This is a genomic window from Rothia sp. HMSC061C12 (genome assembly GCF_001815755.1).
Lineage (GTDB): Bacteria > Actinomycetota > Actinomycetes > Actinomycetales > Micrococcaceae > Rothia > Rothia mucilaginosa.
In genome coordinates this window covers 1-13,831 of record NZ_KV821880.1, presented here as the reverse complement: position 1 = coordinate 13,831, position 13,831 = coordinate 1, and the positions used below count along the sequence as shown (strand labels likewise).

The window sequence follows — 13,831 nt, the reverse complement described above, 5'->3', positions numbered from 1 at the left end:
AAGACTAAGGACAACACGTGAGTCGAACGCACACACCGCGTCACGCTGACAAACATCAGAACACTGAGGCACCAGAGGTGACCGAAGGAAAGCGCAATGACCGCACTGACCGCCGCCCACCTCTGGGCCCTGACGCCCGTAAAACCCTCAGCACGTTCGGTGTCATCACCGCCGTGCACACCATCGCGACGGTGCTTTTCAGTGCCGCCTTGGCTGTGATTATTGCCCGCGCAGCACACGCCGGTTTCGCCGCTGTTGCCGCCGAGCACGCGCGCCTCAAAGAGACGAGCGCCCCGGACGTGTACCGCGCCTACATTGAGTTCTCGGGCTCCGCACAGGCGCAGCTGGAGGCGCACGGCGGCTGGCTGCTCGGCCTCGGTGGTATCTTCGGCGACGCAGACACCATTACCCCCGGCCTGATTGCGGTCGCCGTGGCTGCCCTGCTTGTCCGCTCGGGTACCGACTACCTGCTGGCTGTGAGCGCGCAGCGTGCCGCCTCCGGGGCGAAGTCTCAGATTCGTTCCTCGCTGCTCAAGCGTGTGCTCGCCACCGGTGGCGCAGACACCCCCGAGGGTACCGGCGCGACCGCTGTGTTGCTGTCCCGCGGCTTGAACGCCCTGGATGACTACTACACCAAGACCCTGACTGCGTTCGTGTCCACCGCGATTGTACCGTTCATCCTCTGGGTCGTTGTGGCGTCCCTGGACTGGATGAGCGCCATGGTCCTGGCATGTACCCTGCCGCTTATTCCGGTGTTCATGATCCTGATTGGTAAGAACACCCGCGACGAAACCGCGGAAGCGCAGGCTGAACTGCACCGACTCTCCGACCATATTCTGGAGCTGGTACGCGGCCTGCCCGTCATTATCGGTCTGGGCCGTGAACGCGCGCAGACCCGCGCCATGAACGCCCTCGGTCAGCGCTACCGTGAACGCACCATGCAGACCCTGCGTAGCGCATTCATGTCTTCGCTCGCGCTGGAGCTCATCACCACCATTTCGGTGGCGCTGATTGCTGTGCTGATTGGTGTGCGCCTGGTCAACGGCACCCTGGGCCTGGACACCGCAATTCTCGTGCTGTTGCTGGCTCCCGAATGCTACCAGCCGCTGCGTGATGTGGGTGCCGCCTACCACCAGTCGGAGGACGGCGTTGCCGCCCTGCGTAGCGCTCAGAAGATTATTGATGCGCCCCTGCCCGCCGCCGCTGCGGACTCGGCAGCGCAGGATTCGGCAGCGCAGAAGGCTCAGCCTTCCACCATCGCTGTGGAGGACCTGTCGGTGAGCTACCCGGCGCGTCCTGCGGTGCTGACTAACCTGTCCCTGAACTTGGACCGTCGCGTTGCCACCGCCCAGGGTGAAACCGCCCAGGGTGAGCGCGGTGCGGTTATCGGCGTGATGGGTGAATCCGGTTGCGGTAAGTCCACCCTGCTGAACGTGTTCTCCGGTGCCGTGCGTGAAGGTCTGGTGCCCACCGGCTCGGAGGAGCCCGTGCACCTGACCGGTAGCGTGACCGGTCTGGGAACTACCCTGGTTATTCCGCAGTCACCGGTCTTCACCGCGCCGACCGTGCAGACCGAAATGGCGCTCTACGCACTCAGCGCCACCGAGGCGGAGCGTGAGCGTGCAGCCGCTCTGCTCGGCGAAGCGATGGACTCCAAGAAGCTGTCCGTCACCGATGCCGAGTCCGCGCTGCTGGTTGGCCCGCTGGCTCAGCTGGGCATGCAGAAGCTGACCGCCCTTGAACCCGGTGCCCTCAGTGCAGGTCAGGCGCGCCGCCTCGCCGTGGCACGCACCCTGGCTCGTGCCGAGGCTATCTACCGTGCCAGCGGTGAGCAGACCGTGCTGACCGTCCTGGTGGATGAGCCGACCGCGCACCTGGACGCCTACTCGGCATACCTGGTGACCCGCGCCCTGCACCGCCTGGCGGAACTGGGCGCAACCGTGCTGATCGTGACCCACGAGCAGGAGCTCGCCGCCGGATGCGACACCCTTGTTCGTGCCGTGCAGACCGCCCAGGGCTACACCTGGACCGCCGAGGCGAACACCGCCCGCGTTGAGGTTCCCGAGCAAGCCCCCGCGCACCTGCTCAAGGACAGGGAAGAGTACGAGGCTGAAAGCACCGCCCCGGCGGGCACCTCCGCAGCTACCGAGGCCGAGGAAGCCGAGCCTGCCGGCCTGTTCGCAAGCCTGCGCACCCTGAAGGAACTGACCGGTATCGGTGTTCGCGCCGCAACCGGCCCGGTGATTATGGCTGCGATTACTTCCCTGATGGCTGCGGCACTGACCGCGCTGTCCGGCTGGCTGATTGTTCGCGCCGCCGAGGGCCCGGCAATGATGTACCTGATGGTCGCCATTGTGGGCGTGCGTTTCTTCGGTCTGGGCCGTGCCTGCGCCCGCTACGCTGAGCGTCTGATGACCCACTCGAAGGTTCTTGCCGCCGCAAATATTCTGCGTCTGCGCGCCTGGGTTGGCGCATGGCAGAGCGTGAGCAGCGTGCGTGCCCTGCTGCGTGGTGACGCGCTGCTCGAACGCCTCGTCGGCGGTATTGATGAGCTGCGTGACGGCGTGCCGCGCGTTATTATTCCGCCGGCTGCGCACCTGCTGGTCATGACCGCGGCGCTGATTACAACCGCGTGCATCCTGCCGCAGGCTCTGATTCCGGTTCTGCTTGCCGTGCTGGTCAGCACTTTTGTGGCTCCGTGGATTGTGCTCCGCGCCGATGCCCGTGCGGAGGCGCTGGCTCGCCGCTCCACCGCGCAGATGCTGCGCCTGGGTACCGGCATGCTCTCGGCGGCTGAGGACCTACGCGCTAACGGCGTGGCAACCACCGCTGAGAAGGCTAACGGTGCCCTGGACGCCGAGAACCTGTCCGCCCTGCAGAAGGGCTCGACCGCTCAGGGCGTGGGCCGTACCCTCGTGACCCTGAGCTGGTTCGGTGCGGCTCTGGCGAGCGCAGTCATTGCGTACCCGCTGGCTGTTGACGGCACTGTGCGTGCCCCCGAAGCGGCGATTGTGGTGCTGCTGTGCACCGGTATGCTGGAAAGCTCCCTGGGCCATGTTGAGGCGGTCCGCTCCTGGCCCGCGTTCAGCCGCCTGCTCGCGACGATTGCCCCGAGCGTGCGCAACGTATCCCTGGAGGGCGTTGTTGCCACCTCGACCCTGAAGCGTTCCGTGCCGACCGAGGCGGAGGTGGACACCCACGTTCTGCCGCGTCGTGTTGAGCGTCTGCGTGCCCGCGCGGAGGCCGAGATGGAGGAGCTGCTGGAGGCTGACCGTCAGCGTGCCCACCGCTTTGACCGCCCCGAATCTGCGGCTGGTTCTAAGAGCGATACCCCGCGGCCCCCGAAGCCCGGCGAGCCCAAGCTGGTCAGCTGCGGTACCCCGCAGGAGCTCGGCGTGAAGGTAGCTGAGACTGATCCCGCCCTGAGCCTACAGGACGCCGCCGCCCGTTGGCCCGGCATGGATCACCCGGTCTTCGCGCACCTGAACATGGACGCCCGCGCGGGCTCCTGGACTGCGGTGACCGGCCCCTCCGGTTCCGGTAAGTCTACGGTGCTTGCGACCGTTCTGGGCTTCTTGCCGCTGGAGTCCGGCCGTGTGCTGGCTTCCGGTGAGGTCCTGGAGGGCGAGCAGCTGCGCGGCTACGCGGCGTGGTGCCCGCAGGCGGCTCACATCTTCGAGTCGACCCTTGAGGGTAACCTGCTGCTGGCTCGTGACCGTTCGGATCGCCCGAGCGAGGAAGAGCTGGTTGAGGTTCTGCGCCGTGTGGGTCTGGGCGAGTGGTTTGACGCTCTGCCTCAGGGCCTGCGCACCCCGGTGGGTGCCGGCGGTTCGTTCCTGTCGGGTGGTCAGCGTCAGCGTCTGGCGGTGGCTCGTGCCCTGCTGGTGAACTCGCCGGTGCTGCTGCTGGATGAGCCGACCGCGCACCTGGATGCTGAGTCTGCCCGCGCGCTGATGGCTGACTTGGATGCGGCGACCCGCTCTAGCTCTGTGGCTACGGTTCTGGTGTCGCACCGTCCCGAGGATATTGCCCGCTGCGATGAAGTGGTTCGCCTCTAAACGCAGCTGAGCGTAGCCATCGCGGGCGAGATTGAACGCAAGAAACTGCGAGGAATGCCCCGGTACTTCGTGAAAGTACCGGGGCATTTCTTTGTGCAAAATTTTCTGGGCATATTGCTCTGCGCGTTATATCTGCGCGGGTTCCCCCAGGCTCTGTAAACAACCTGAGGTCGAAAGTCCGTGAACGGCGCGCCTAGAAGAGCTTTTCACCCTCCGGGCTAACCGCCAGCGTAGCAGAAACAGCCGCATAGTTCGGGCCCACAATGCCGATGCTCTGAGTGAGCATCACACCGGAACCGTCGCGGGCACCGTGCTCGGTCGGCAGGGAACGAGCCACGCCGCCGGAGGATGCCGCCTTCGCCGGGCCCACGCCCACCCACGCCAGGGCCAGCTGGCTCTCACCGGTGAGGAATCGGTGCGCACGCACACCGCCGGTCGCGCGGCCCTTCTGCGGGTACTCGCTCAGGGCGGTGACCTTGGCGCTTGCTAGGCCGTCCTTGCCGTTGGTGACGGTCACGACCTCCGCCGCGTCGCCGGGCGCGGTCACACCCAGGGCGATGAGGCGGTCACCGTCGGCAAGCTTGATGCCTGCGATACCGCCACCGGTGCGTCCCTGCGGGCGGACCTTCGCCGCGTCGAAGGTCAGTAGCTTCGCGTCGCGAGTGACGAAGGTAAGAATCATATCGTCGGTGGGGCAGGGGGCGGCGGCTACGATTTCGTCGCCGTCCTTGAGCTTCATGATGTCCCACTCGGTCTGGTTCAGCGGGTAATCCGGGTTCAGGCGCTTGATCACGCCGCCCGCGGTTGCCAGCGCCAGCACCGTATTCAGCGGTACGAGGGCGACCAGCTTCTCACCCTTGGCGAGCTGAACCAGCTCGGCTGCCTTCACCGCCGACGCCATGGAGGGGGTGCCGCCGTTCTCGTCCAGCACCGCAATGTCCATGACGGACAGACGCACCATGCGTCCTGCGGAGGTCACGGCACCAATCTCGCCGCGCGCGGTGGTCGGCACAATCGAGGTGAACACGTCGTGCTTGAAGCGCTTGCCGGGATCCACGAGCGCCTCGCGGATGGGCTTGCCGGGGGTTCGCCCCATCATGCCGGAGGCAGAGAGCAGTACCCAGCACGGGTCGTCGGCGATCTCGAGGGCGAGGCCCAGGCTCTTCTTCGCCTTGGACTGCGCGGTAACCGCCTCGATGGCGACCTGCATGTCGTCCTTGGTCTTGAGCTGGGTGCGGCGGTCGGTGCCGTAGCGTTCGGCGACCTCGGCGAGCTCGTCGGAGACCAGCTCGCGCAACGCCGCATCGGAACCGAGGATACGCTGCAGCTCAGCGATTTCCTGCTGCAGGGTGTCGCGTTCGGCCTCGAGCTCCAGGCGGGAGTACTTGGTGAGCTGACGCAGACGCAGCTCCAGAATGTGGTTCGCCTGGGTGTCGGTCAGGTCGAAGACGACCTTCAGCTTTTCGCGTGCCTGAGCGGTCTCGTCAGACTCGCGAATAATCTGGATGACCTCGTCAATGTCGAGGATTGCCACGAGCAGACCCTCCACCAGGTGCAGGCGGTCGGTGCGCTTGCCCAGGCGGAATTCGGTGCGGCGGCGGACCACGTTCAGGCGGTGGTCAATGTACACGCGCATCAGGTCGAGCAGGCCGAGGGTCTGCGGCTGACCGTCCACGAGCGCCACGTTGTTAATGCCGAAGGAATCCTCAAGCGGGGTGTGCTTGTAGAGGGCGGCGAGTACCGCCTCCGGGTTGAAACCGTTCTTGATTTCGATGACGAGGCGCAGACCATTGGTGCGGTCGGTCAGGTCGACCACGTCGGAGATGCCGGTGAGCTTCTTGGAGTTGACGCCGTCCTTAATCTTTTCGATGACCTTTTCGGGGCCGACCATGTACGGCAGTTCGGTGACGACAATGCCCTGCTTGCGGGGGCTGACCTGCTCGATGGAGACCTTCGCGCGGGTCTTGAAGGTGCCGCGGCCGGTTTCGTAGGCGTCACGGATGCCTCCCAGACCCACGATGGTGCCGCCGGTGGGCAGGTCGGGGCCGGGGATGAACTTCATGATGTCTTTGAGGGTCGCCTCGGGGTGGGCGATGAGGTGGCGGGTACCGGCGATGACCTCGCGCAGGTTGTGCGGCGCCATATTGGTCGCCATACCGACCGCGATGCCGGTGGTGCCGTTGACGAGCAGGTTCGGGAACGCTGCGGGCAGCACGGAGGGCTGCATGAACTGGTTGTCGTAGTTCGGTACGAAGTCAACCACGTCTTCTTCGAGGTCCGCGGTGAGTGCCTGCGCGGCGGGCGCCATGCGTGCTTCGGTGTATCGGGCGGCTGCCGGGCCGTCATCGAGGGAACCGAAGTTACCGTGACCGTCAACGAGGGGCAGGCGCAGCGCGAAGGGCTGGGCGAGGCGCACCATGGCGTCGTAGATGGCGGCGTCGCCGTGCGGGTGGAGCTTACCCATGACCTCGCCGGTCACGCGGGCGCTCTTGACGTGGCCCTTGTCGGGGCGCAGGCCCATCTGCTGCATCATGTAGAGGATGCGGCGCTGCACGGGCTTGAGGCCGTCGCGGGCGTCGGGGAGGGCGCGCGAATAAATCACCGAGTAGGAGTATTCCAGGAAGCTGGTTTCCATCTCGGCGGATACGTCGATGTCGACGATATTCTCTACCACATCCACCGGGTAGTCGCTGACGGCGGATTTGGATCGGCGAGCCATATATCTCCTCGTGTCGGTGTGTTTTCGCTCCTCCTATTTTAGCGGGTGGTAGCGGATGAGACGGGCTGGTTGGTCGGCGTCATCTGTGGGGTGCGCCAAGGCGGTTGCGGGGCAGTAACCGAAGCATACCGGGGGATTGCACACCGTCATATGAGCCTGTATTAGCGTGGTCAAGTAGCACAGCCCGGCTGGAACCCTCTAAGGTAGAGGGGAGTAATACCTAACCGCCCTCATCGTGTGTGCCGACCGACGTCGCCTCATGAGGGCACCGCACGAAAGAGGTACGATGTACGCCACCACCCCCGAACGCGAGCAACTGGTCGCAGACATTAAGCATGCCGGTTTCTACCCCGACCTCGTGCTGGAAGTGGTGGATGACGCGCTGGCGGGCATGAACCCGGACGCGCACTTCGTACAGCATGAAACCCACTTCTCACGCGATGATTTTCACCGCCACATCACCGTGATGGTGCTCTGCGGTGAGCACGTCATCTTTGCGCACCTGGACGACCAGCACCTTGAAGGTGACGCGCAGGGCACCGTGGCACATGTGAGCGTGGAGGCGGTGCACCTGAGCGCCCTGAACGCGGTCACCATCAGCTACGGTTTCAGCCAGCCGCAGGCGTACAACGCCGGTAGCACCGCCCCGACTGAGATTTCCTTCCAGATTGCTTGGACCGGTTCGCTGCACATGGAGCTGGCTCCTGCCGGTTGCCAGGATCCGCAGTGCAACGCCGACCACGGCTTCACCGGCGATGCGCGCCGTGAGGACATTGCGGTGCGTGTTTCTGCGACCGCTGACGGCCCGGAGTCGGTTCAGCGTGCGCAGCATTTTGCGCGTGCGCTGCACCGTGCCCGCATGTACGCAACCCGCCGATAAGCACCGGCGGTAGCGCTCGCCGCACGATAACAGCCCGCGCGGTGCCCCGTACTTTCACACACCCGCCACACCCCTGAGAGGACCTTATGACGGTACAGACCACCCTGCACGATGCTCTGGGCGCGCCGTTGCCTCCCGCGCCCGCCTACGGCAGCAATAGCATCGCCGATGTGCTGGAGTCCGCCTCCTCTCTGGTGGCTCAGCGAAGCCTGGCGCGCCCCGCGCACGCCCTGGATTCTGACCCGGCGTTCAACTCTGTTGCCGACCCGCTGAACCTTGCCGGTCGCCTCGCGGAGCAGGATGTTGATCCGGCGTCTTTCCGTCACGCCTGCGTGATCATGGTGGACGGCCTGGGTGAGCAGCTGCTCAACAGCTACGGCGGCTACGCGCCCGCCCTGCGTAAGACCCTGAACCTGGGCCCGCTGGACGCTGCGTTCCCCACCACGACCGCCGCCTCCCTGACCTCGCTGGGTACCGGTACGGCACCCGGCGCGCACGGCATTGCCGGCTACGAGGTGCGCAACCCGGCAGGTAATGGGGGAGCGGGTTCGGTTATGAACCACCTGTCCGGCTGGGATCAGTCGGTGGACCCGCACGCCTGGCAGCCGCTGCCGACCGTGCTGGAACGCCACCATACGAACCGCCGCGTGCTCACCATTTCGCTGGGTAAGTACCGCGGTACCGGTCTGACGGAGGCGGCGCTGCGCGGCGGCGACTTCGTGGACGCCGTCGGCTATAACGCCCGCGTCACCTACGCCCTGGAGGCGCTCTCCAGCCGCACCCCGACCACCGTGTACCTGTACTGGGGCGAGATTGACGCGGCGGGCCACCGCTACGGTGTGGGCAGCGACGAATGGCTACAGCAGCTGGAGGAACTGAACTCGGTGCTGAAGCGTCTGGCGGAGCGCGCCCCTGCGTGGGCGGCACTCTTCGTGACCGCCGATCACGGCATGGTGAACGTGCCCGAGCACCAGCGCATCGACTATTCTGGCGTGGAGGAGCTGACCCGCAACATCGCCATGACCGCCGGTGAACCGCGCGCCGTGCACCTGTACCTGGAAGACACCTCGGAGGCGGCACGTACCGCCACCGCTCAGCGTTGGGCGCAGTACTGGGGCGAGCGCGCCTGGGTGATTGACTCTCGTGAGCTGATGCGTGCCGGCTACTTTGGTCCGGTCATCACGGATGCGGCGCGCGGCCGTATTGGCGACCTGATGGTGTGCGCTCGCGACGATTGGGCGCTGTACGATATGCGCCACTATCAGGAGCGTGCCCTGCACATGGTTGGTCAGCATGGTTCGCTGACGGACGCTGAGCGTCTGGTGCCGTTGCGCATGCTCAAGACCTTCTAAAACGCTGGAGGATAAACGAAAACCGCTGGTTATTCGGGTGAATAACCAGCGGTTTTCGTATGTCTAGATACCCTTGATCAGGCGGCGCGAGGGCGGTCGCTTACTTGCGGCCGCCGAAGATGATGTCGTCCCAGGCGGGAACGCTCACGCGCTGCTTCTTCGAGGAAGACTTGGGCTTCTCGGCCGCGGAGGCGGGCTCAGCCGGTACCTCAGCTGCGGGCGCCTCAGCAGCGGGTGCGTCCTCGACGGGTGCCGGCAGGGCGAAGGACTCGACCGGAACGGATTCAACGGGTGCTTCCGAATCCACAGCCAGCGGGTCGGTGGTTTCTACGGTGGTTTCTGCGGTGGGCTCGGGGGCTGCCGGTGCAGCAGGAGTCGCCGGTGCTACAGGCTCAGCGGGCTGAGCGGACTCGCGGTGCACGAAAACCTCGGGCTCCTCAACCTGCGCCGGGCGCACCGAGCGGGCGCGCTCCAAAAGCTCCTTGAGCTTACGCTCATCAGCGCTCTCAGAGGAAGTAAGGGGTGCCGGTGCGGGCTCGGGTGCCTTCGGCAGGCGGGCGGGAGGAACCTCCACGGGAGCCTTCTTCGCGGCGGCGGCAACAGCATCCTCACTATTGCCCATCAGGAAATACGCCGCCTCATTCGAAGCGTACAAGCCCTGGTTCGCCGGGTTGTACACCCAACGTGCGGGGAAGACGACCTGCGCGGGCAGGTTCTGACGCACCGAATCCTTCAGCGCAATATCAACCTCAACGCGCCACTGACCGTTCTCCTGCTGGCGGGTGGTCCAGTCCTGGGTTGCGTCCTCAAAACCGTAACGCTCGGAGACTTCCTCAATGCGGGCGCTCAGGGTCACGGGAATCTGTGCGGTACCCGAAGCGGAGCTGCGGCGACCAATCTTCACGCTCTGAGCGGCACGAATAATGTGGGCACGCTCAGCAACGATCGGCCACTCGTAGCGGCGCACGCGCTCCGGTTCCCAACCGGACTCTTCAGCGATTTCCTCAACGGAGGCACCCTGACGGAAACGGGTCTGAATATCGCGCGGACCGTAGGTGCCCTTAGCGCCCAGACCGCGGGCGGGCTGAATACGGCGAGCCTTGGTGATGCTCGTGCGCAGGTTCGCGTCAATCGGCAACAAGAAGCGGGTGCCGTCAGCAGACTCAAGCACCAGATTTTCGCCGTCATCGTGAACGCCAATCAGACGCAGTTCAAGCATGAGAACCTCCATAGGTGAACCGGACGCGTTCGTGAATGTGTTGCACGGAACGCAAACTACCTACCAGGGTACCGTGAAAGCGCGGTAAATCAGTAGCGGAGGCGGGATTTTCACCAAAAAAAGATGTACTTTTCGCACCGAAAAAGCTAGAATGTGACGCCTAAACAGTCCAAAGCCTACCCAGGATTAGACAAATAGGGTGCCAATGGTGAACAATACCTGGCATGCCGTCGAGGTTAAATACACACCAGCGGCACCTAGAGCACTCATTAAACCAGCGTGGCCTAGTCCAACACACAGCCACAGAACCAACGGAGCGTGAAAGTTTGGCAACTGATTACGATGCACCTCGCAAGCAGGACGAAGAGCAGAACGAAGAGTCCTACGAGGAGCTGAACGCCCGCCGTTCCGAGATGCAGTCCGGTGCGGTGGACGAAGACGAAAACAGCGCAGCAGAAAGCTTCGAGCTGCCCGGTGCTGACCTGTCCAACGAGGAGCTGAACGTTGTTGTTCTGCCCGCTCAGGACGACGAGTTCACCTGCGCATCCTGCTTCCTGGTGCGCCACCGCTCGCAGATTGCACGCGAAGAGGGCGGCCTGTCCTACTGCATCGAGTGCGAGGGCTAAAACTTTAGGGAAGGGCTAACACCCACCCGACATACACCTCATGACGGGGCGAGTGCCGAGTGCACCCGCCCCGTTGAGTATGTGAAAGCCGCGCACACACAAACAGCGCCGCGTATATGCCTCGGCACAGCATGCCGCGGCACGTGCTGAACGCGAACATGCAACGAAAACACCCCGCAGTAGAGCCTCAACACAGCGCGAGGTGATGGCACAGACACCCGCGAAAGGTTAGAGTATTGACCATGATGACCCCCGTAAACGTCCACATTAAGCTGCTCGACCCCGAGCTGCCCGCACCCGCCTACGCAAAGCCCGGCGACGCCGGCGCTGACCTGCGCTCCCGCATCGACTTCGAACTGGAACCGGGCGAACGCGCCCTCGTCCCCACCGGCGTGGCAATCGCCCTGCCCGAAGGCTACGTTGGTCTGGTGCACCCGCGCTCCGGCCTGGCGACCAAGAACGGTATCACCATTGTGAACGCACCCGGCACCGTTGATTCCGGCTACCGCGGCGAGCTGATGGTCACCCTGCTCAACACTGACAAGACCAAGTCCTTCCACGTGCAGCGCGGCGACCGCATCGCCCAGCTAATCATTCAGAAGTACGAGCACGCAACCTTTACCGTGGTGGATGAACTGGAACAGACCGAACGCGGCTCCAGCGGCTTCGGCTCCAGCGGAATCCACTAGTCTGCTCTCACCGCGATTGTCGCACGAGAGAAGAGAAGAAACCCCCGCACCCTGCGTGCGGTGAAAGTAGGAATACCATGTTCGGATTTGGTAAGAAGAAGCACGCCGAGGAGGCTGAAAAGGCCGCCATCGACAAGGCTGTCGCCGAAGAGATTGAGGAGACCAACGTCGAGGTTGAGGAGCTGAAGGAAGAGGAGAACTCTCCCGAGGTCATCAAGTACGACCGCGTCAACGGCCCGCACGACATTGAAGAAGTCACCGCCGAAGACCTCGAAGACTACGTCGACCTGGGTGCACTGCGCATCAAGCTGCTCGACGGCATGAACCTGCGCCTCGAAACTGACGACGCAACCGGCGCCGTCATCGCCGCAACCATTACCCGCGACGGCGCAACCCTGCAGGTGCAGGCATTCGCCGCACCGCGCACCACCGGCATCTGGGACGACATCCGTCACGATCTGACCGAGTCCGTCGCATCCCAGGGCGGCATCGTCGAAATCTACGCCGGCGTATTCGGTGCCGAGATGCTGACCCGCCTGCCCGCCGTCACCCCGGACGGTCAGCCCGGCGAGCGCATCGCCCGCTTCGTGGGTGTGGACGGCCCCCGCTGGTTCCTGCGCGGCGTGATTTCCGGCGCGGCTGTGCTCGGTGACGATAAGGCTGCCGCCTCCGTGGAGGAAGTCTTCCGCACCGTCGTGGTGGACCGTGGCGACGACCCGCGCCCGCCGCGTGAACTGCTGCCCATGACTCTGCCCGCCGACCTGGTTGTGGCTGAGGAAGAGCCCGCCGTTGAGGAAGAAACCGAGAACGAGCACAGCAAGCTGCGCCCGATGCCTCGCCGCGGCCCTGAGATTACCGAGATTGGCTAATGCCTGAGTTTTCGAACTACCCGAGTGCGCTCGCGGTTCCTGAGGAGCAGATTCTTGCTCCCGGGTACCCCGAGCGCTTTCGCGTACGCCTTGCCGGACGCGTGGAGCAGGTGTGGTTGCCTGCGTTGCAGGATAAGCCGATGTACCGTGCCGAGCTGGTGGTGGCTAAGTCGAAACCCCTGCAGTGGTCGAGCCCGCTGGCGCTGATTGGTATGCCGATCGTGGAGCCGCCCGGTGAGGATTTCGAGGAGGAATCCGAGGACCCCGAGAAGCAGCACCATCTGAACACGGCGTCTTTGGCGACCGTGGCGGTGCAGGAGCCTCACGAGGTGTCTTTCCCGCCGTATGCGCCGTTCAACCCGGGGGATAGGGTGCTGCTGAAGTGGCAGGGGCAGCAGATGGTGCCCGGTGTGCTTGCCGGTGCGTTGTTGCGCTGTTCCGGTGTGGTGTCGGTGAGGGCTCATCAGCCGGTGATTTATAACCCGCGCTATGAGATCGTGCCGCAATTCTTTGCTGAGAAGGGAAAACATGAGCGCTGAGCAGTCTTCGACCCAGCCCGATCCGAACGCTAACCCCGCAACTAGCTCTGAAACTGGCCCTGCGGGGGAGGAGAACCAGCTCGCGCAGAGCCTGAGCGCCTCCATGGGTGCGAATATGCGCCGCACCGCCAACGGCGACGTGGATATTCTGCACGCTATCGGCGGCTGGCGCGGCCTGGTGGAATCCTCCCTGCCCGCTGTGGCGTTCCTGGTGCTGTTCACCGTGACGAAGGAACTGAACCTGTCCCTGATTGCGGCGTTGGCTGCGGCGGGCGTGTTCACGCTGATTCGTCTGGTGCAGGGCTCTAAGCTGGTGAGTGCGCTGACCGGTCTGGTGGGCGTGGCGATTTGTGCGTTTGCCGCGTACCGTACCGGTAATGCGAGCGACTACTTTGTGGTGGGCTTCTGGACGAACGGCGTGTACATCCTGGCGTATCTGCTGTCGATGCTGGTGCGTTGGCCGATTACGGGCCTGATTTTTGCGGTCATTCGCGGTGAGGCGCTGAGCTGGCGCCAGAACCCGGTACGCCTGCGCCAGTACATGCTGGCGACCTGGATTATTACCGTGCTGATGATGCTGCGCCTTGCCGTGCAGGTGCCCCTGTATTTTGCGAATAATGTGGAGGCGCTGGGCGCGACCCGCCTGATTATGGGTCTGCCGCTGTACGCTTTGGGCGTGTGGCTGGCGTGGCGTGTGTCGGCACCGGAGGAGGCGCTGGTGAGCGAGGAATCTGAAGATGCTGAAGAATCTGACGTATCTGTCGCTACCGAAGCTGACGGTTCAGAAAGCCGCTAACTCCACAACTTCATACGTAGAAGAACTTCATAGAAGTACGCGAAAGCCCCGGTACCTGAACTGCGCCCCGAAACTTGGACGCAT

Annotated in this window: 10 protein-coding genes; 8 read left to right on the top strand and 2 right to left on the bottom strand. The window is 64.2% G+C overall.

All coding sequences use genetic code 11. The annotated features are described in order from the left end of the window. Positions 1 to 77: 77 nt before the first annotated feature. Entirely contained in the window at positions 78 to 4,058 is a 3,981-nt protein-coding gene (locus HMPREF3055_RS08380) for a thiol reductant ABC exporter subunit CydD/CydC (protein WP_246826927.1), read from the top strand. A gap of 193 nt (positions 4,059 to 4,251) precedes the next feature. Here the strand turns inward: HMPREF3055_RS08380 and HMPREF3055_RS08375 are convergent, their stop codons facing one another. Next, on the bottom strand, positions 4,252 to 6,777 hold the full coding sequence (locus HMPREF3055_RS08375; RefSeq protein WP_049346342.1) for a DNA gyrase/topoisomerase IV subunit A: 2,526 nt from the start codon (positions 6,775 to 6,777) through the stop codon (positions 4,252 to 4,254). A gap of 286 nt (positions 6,778 to 7,063) precedes the next feature. Between HMPREF3055_RS08375 and HMPREF3055_RS08370 the strand changes: the two genes are divergently transcribed. Beyond that, on the top strand, positions 7,064 to 7,657 hold the full coding sequence (locus HMPREF3055_RS08370) for a DUF5998 family protein (RefSeq protein ID WP_005506389.1): 594 nt from the start codon (positions 7,064 to 7,066) through the stop codon (positions 7,655 to 7,657). 86 nt (positions 7,658 to 7,743) lie between these two features. Beyond that, a complete protein-coding gene (locus tag HMPREF3055_RS08365; RefSeq protein ID WP_070738837.1) occupies positions 7,744 to 9,009 on the top strand; it encodes an alkaline phosphatase family protein in 1,266 nt (421 codons plus the stop codon). A gap of 100 nt (positions 9,010 to 9,109) precedes the next feature. On the opposite strand, the gene sepH is transcribed toward HMPREF3055_RS08365, so the two are convergent. Then, entirely contained in the window at positions 9,110 to 10,228 is a 1,119-nt protein-coding gene (gene sepH, locus HMPREF3055_RS08360; protein ID WP_193389567.1) for a septation protein SepH, read from the bottom strand. A 326-nt stretch (positions 10,229 to 10,554) separates the two neighbouring features. On the opposite strand from sepH, the gene HMPREF3055_RS08355 reads away from it, so the two are divergent. The 5 genes from HMPREF3055_RS08355 to HMPREF3055_RS08335 all read left to right on the top strand — a co-directional run bounded on the left by HMPREF3055_RS08355 (position 10,555) and on the right by HMPREF3055_RS08335 (position 13,747). Further along, positions 10,555 to 10,854 (top strand): DUF4193 domain-containing protein, encoded by a 300-nt coding sequence (locus HMPREF3055_RS08355; RefSeq protein ID WP_005506382.1) that lies wholly within the window; start codon positions 10,555 to 10,557, stop codon positions 10,852 to 10,854. Positions 10,855 to 11,096: 242 nt separating this feature from the next. Further along, positions 11,097 to 11,543, top strand: coding sequence for a dUTP diphosphatase (dut, locus tag HMPREF3055_RS08350; protein ID WP_070506583.1), 447 nt, complete (start codon positions 11,097 to 11,099; stop codon positions 11,541 to 11,543). Between the two features lie 77 nt (positions 11,544 to 11,620). Then, positions 11,621 to 12,412, top strand: coding sequence for a DUF3710 domain-containing protein (locus HMPREF3055_RS08345; RefSeq protein ID WP_049337392.1), 792 nt, complete (start codon positions 11,621 to 11,623; stop codon positions 12,410 to 12,412). Next, the gene (locus tag HMPREF3055_RS08340) at positions 12,412 to 12,951 is read left to right on the top strand and encodes a hypothetical protein (RefSeq protein ID WP_005507846.1); all 540 of its coding nucleotides are present in this window, start codon (positions 12,412 to 12,414) and stop codon (positions 12,949 to 12,951) included. Before HMPREF3055_RS08345 ends, HMPREF3055_RS08340 begins: the two co-directional genes overlap by 1 nt. Beyond that, entirely contained in the window at positions 12,941 to 13,747 is an 807-nt protein-coding gene (locus tag HMPREF3055_RS08335) for a DUF3159 domain-containing protein (RefSeq protein WP_070738836.1), read from the top strand. The genes HMPREF3055_RS08340 and HMPREF3055_RS08335 overlap by 11 nt, the downstream gene beginning before the upstream one ends. Positions 13,748 to 13,831 lie beyond the last annotated feature (84 nt).